General features: G+C 65.7%; 4 protein-coding genes. 2 read left to right on the top strand and 2 right to left on the bottom strand.

Annotated features, from left to right (window positions below):
* The first annotated feature begins 57 nt into the window (after positions 1-57).
* Entirely contained in the window at positions 58-300 is a 243-nt protein-coding gene (locus ACFV0Q_RS39710) for a hypothetical protein (RefSeq protein WP_385012743.1), read from the top strand.
* Between the two features lie 11 nt (positions 301-311).
* Positions 312-1631 (top strand): flavin monoamine oxidase family protein, encoded by a 1320-nt coding sequence (locus ACFV0Q_RS39715; protein ID WP_385012745.1) that lies wholly within the window; start codon positions 312-314, stop codon positions 1629-1631.
* A 35-nt stretch (positions 1632-1666) separates the two neighbouring features.
* Here the strand turns inward: ACFV0Q_RS39715 and ACFV0Q_RS39720 are convergent, their stop codons facing one another.
* Positions 1667-2035, bottom strand: a complete 369-nt coding sequence (locus ACFV0Q_RS39720; protein ID WP_385012746.1) for a hypothetical protein — start codon at positions 2033-2035, stop codon at positions 1667-1669.
* Positions 2036-2121: 86 nt separating this feature from the next.
* The gene (locus ACFV0Q_RS39725) at positions 2122-3213 is read right to left on the bottom strand and encodes a hypothetical protein (protein WP_385012748.1); all 1092 of its coding nucleotides are present in this window, start codon (positions 3211-3213) and stop codon (positions 2122-2124) included.
* Positions 3214-3623 lie beyond the last annotated feature (410 nt).

The raw sequence follows: 3623 nt of genomic DNA on the forward strand, positions 1-3623 counted from the left end.
CGGACCTCCCTGCGGAGGGAAACGTCATGAACGATGCGGGTTATTCGGATCAGCCCCGTGGAGGGCCCGGATTTCCCGTACAAGCCCGCGGCCACCGACACGTTTCATGTGATCGAGGGTGAGGCCGAGCTGGTAACTCCTGACGGCGAGAAGATCGAGATCATTGCCGGGGGCATCTATTCTTCCCGCCGGGTTCACGGCCACCTGGAGAACCCGGTCGCCGTTCATGAAGTTTTTCGTCGTGGCCTGGGAGCGGGCACTGTACGCAGCGTGACACAGGCTTCGGCCGGTCGACCGTAAGGGAGCAGATCGTGGCGACGTCAGATTCTCAAGTGGATGTGGTGATCGTCGGTGGCGGTTTCGCCGGGGTGACGGCCGCGCGTGAGCTGTCGATGCGGGGGCGCCGTGCCGTGTTGCTGGAGGCGCGGGACCGGCTGGGCGGGCGGACCTACACCAAGGAGCACGACGGGCATCCGATGGAGTTCGGCGGTACGTGGGTTCATCCGTTGCAGCCGAATGTGTGGGCGGAGATCAACCGCTACGGCATCGAGACCGAGACGTTCCCGGTGGTGGAGGGGCTGCGGCAGGCGGTCGTGTCGAGTGGCCACCTCGTGGACCTGTCCGACGACGACGTCGCCCGGGCGGTGGAGGTGCTGGACGAGTTCTGTGCGCCGTCCATGGCCCTGTTCCCCGAGCCGTACGCGCCCACGTGGGGGCCGGACCCCGAGGGCCTCGGTGACCGGTCGCTGCGCCAACACCTCGAGACCCTGCACGTCAAGCCGGAGCAGCGGGACTGGGTGGAGGCCATGTGCTGCCTGCTGGCCTTCGGCCCGCTCGATCAGGCCGCCGCGACCGAGTTCTTCCGGACCCATGCCCTGTCGGGCTGGAACGCGGGGCTGGCCATGGCCGCGTTGTCGGCGACGAAACTGGTGAAGGGCACGCGCGCGCTCATCGAGGCCATCGCGGGGCAGGCGCAGCTCGCCGAGTTCCGCCTCGGCGCGACGGTGCGGCGGGTCGCGCAGACCGGCGACGGGGTGCGTGTCGAGGTCGAAGGCGGCGAGAGCGTCGAGGCTTCGGCCGCCTTGATCGCTCTGCCCATGAACGTGCTGAACAGTGTGGAGTTCGAGCCGTCCCTGTCCCTGGTCAAGCGGACCGCTTCGCAGGAACGGCACGCGGGTGCCGGCAGGAAGACGTTCGTGAAGGTGAAGGGCGACATCGGCAACGTCAGCGTGCTGGCCCCCGAGGAGCAGGCGGTCAACTGGGCGGTGACCTACGCCCGCAGCCCGCAAGGGACTTGGCTGATCGTGTTCTCCGCCAACCCGAACCGCCTTCCCATGACCGCCTTCGACGACACCGCCGGCATGCAGGAGGCGCTGCAGCCACTGCTGCCTGGCACCGAGGTCGAATCCATCGTCGGATGGGACTGGGCCAACGACCCCCTGGCACTGGGCACCTGGTGCATCTACCGCCCCGGACAGCTGACACGAGTCCTCCCGGAACTGCGGACGACCGAGGGACGGCTGTTCTTCGCGGGCGCCGACTCGGCGGCCGCCTGGCGGTCCTTCATCGACGGGGCCATTGAAAGCGGATACCGCGCCGCCCGAGACATCGACGACTCCCTGACCGGCTGATCACCGGTTGCGGCGCCTGCCACAGACCCCACATGTCAGGCGGCGAGGCCGACGTCGAACGAGCCGCGGTCAATCGCGAGTAGGCGTAGTGACCGCAGAGCAAGGCGAGCATCACCAAGCAGCCCATCTTCGCTGGTGGCCAGAACTGACTGATTCCAGAGAGCGTCCGCACGTGCTGCATCGCCGTGTATGGCGAATGCATGCGCCGCACGCGACGTAATCAAACCACGGGCATGCCGGTACCTTCCCGCACCAGCCTCGCTCAGAAGCTGGCCATAGCTGGCTTCCACCTCCTGCGGTGACGAGGTGAGTCGCAACGTGGAATCAGCTAGCGCCACTTTCAAGCGGGCGCGGATCACAGGGTCCCGACTGTCTGCCCCACGGGAAAGTTCACGCAGCGCCACCAAATGAGTGGATGGTGCGTTCTCCTGCTCAACGACGAGCGAACGGTGTGGATCGGCGTCATAAAGACCGTCGACTGCAGCGTGCTCTAGGACGAGACAGACAACAGGCCTGTGTGCAAGTCGCCCGCAGCCGCGATCACGCGCAGCGCGGGAACGGTCACCAGGAGTTGACTGCCCTGCTCGTACCAGTTGGCCACTGCGCTGAGGACCGACCATTTCGCTGTCGCTAGCTGGCCAGCTTCGGATGCGACCGCCTCCAAAGCGCGGACGTTACCCTCTGTTCCGCCGCTGCTGACCCGGTCCAACTTCAGGCAGAACAGGATGTCAAAGGCCTTGGCCGTATCCCCGGCCCGCCGCGCCATCTCAGCCTGACGGCCACGGAACTGGGCGGCATGACCCGGGAAGTTCCCATCCAAGAGTGCCTGGGCGAGAAGCCCGTACAACCGCTCTGATTGAGCAGGATCCGCCCCCTCCGCCTCTTTGGCGTCCGTCTCGATGGACTCTAGATTGAGGACAGCGACAGGCCCGCTGACCAGGCCCAGTGATGGTGGAGCTGCTGGATCCATTGGGGGACGTGTAACTCCACACCAGGCCTCACTCCACGTGGGACCAAACACGGACGCCACCAGATTGGGCGCATCCCGCAACTTCCGACTAACGGCCTCCGCTCCCCAGAACTCGATCTCCAGGTCACCCGTGTACTCATCCTGGAGATCGGTGACCTCCTCAACCCAGGCGGTATCAGAATCTAGGGAAGCCGATGTCACTACGACGAACCGATGTGGGTTGAAGAGACGCGGCGGCTCACAGTGGCCGGAAGGGCGGGGAGACCCGGCGTAGTCCACTACCGCAGAGCGGATCAAGGGGCGCGTAAGAGAGGCGTAGCGCTTCACCTGGTACAGCGAACGAAGCCCACCTGGTTCCCGCTCGACGACGTCCAGCCCATGTTGCTTCTGACCGCTGCGCCCATAGAACTGGACGCCGCGGTTGTCGTGGCGACTCACCATCTCTGCGACCAGGCGTTCAAAGACCTCGGGCTGTAGCTCGTGGAGCGGTAGTTGCGCTGGGTTTTGAAGCGGCAGGGGAAGCGATACCTGCTGTCGCCGACTGCCAAGTGCTGCCAGCGTCAGCTCGACGAGCTCCCCACCCGCTACTGCTTCGTGGACATCGAGTGCCACAGTGAGCCCCCTGCGTTCGCCGCTCCACCGCTCCGTCCACTCTTGATCCTGCCCTATACAGGGCTCAACGTGCAGAGATGCTCACACGTACTGTTTGCAGTACGACAGGCGACCCGGGCTTGGGCCTGATGCCGTTCATGCGGACAATTCTGCGCGGCGAGGCCCTGAGCTGACAGCTCGCCGCTGGGTCGGCGACGCTCTGGCCGGCTGCAAACCTCCCGACTCAGTAATTGCCCAGTGGTCGGCTCTCCGCCAGGGCGCGTATGCAGGAGCCCCGCCTCAGGGCATGCGGCGGGGCTCCGGGTTCCGGTGGTTTGGCCGCGGCGGGCAGTTCGGTGAAGAGCTGATCGGGACTTTCGCCATGCTCTTGATCGAAGAGGGGCATCGGCTGGCGCGAGGGGGCAGATGAG

Source organism: Streptomyces sp. NPDC059564 (genome assembly GCF_042735575.1).
Taxonomy (GTDB): Bacteria; Actinomycetota; Actinomycetes; order Streptomycetales; family Streptomycetaceae; genus Streptomyces.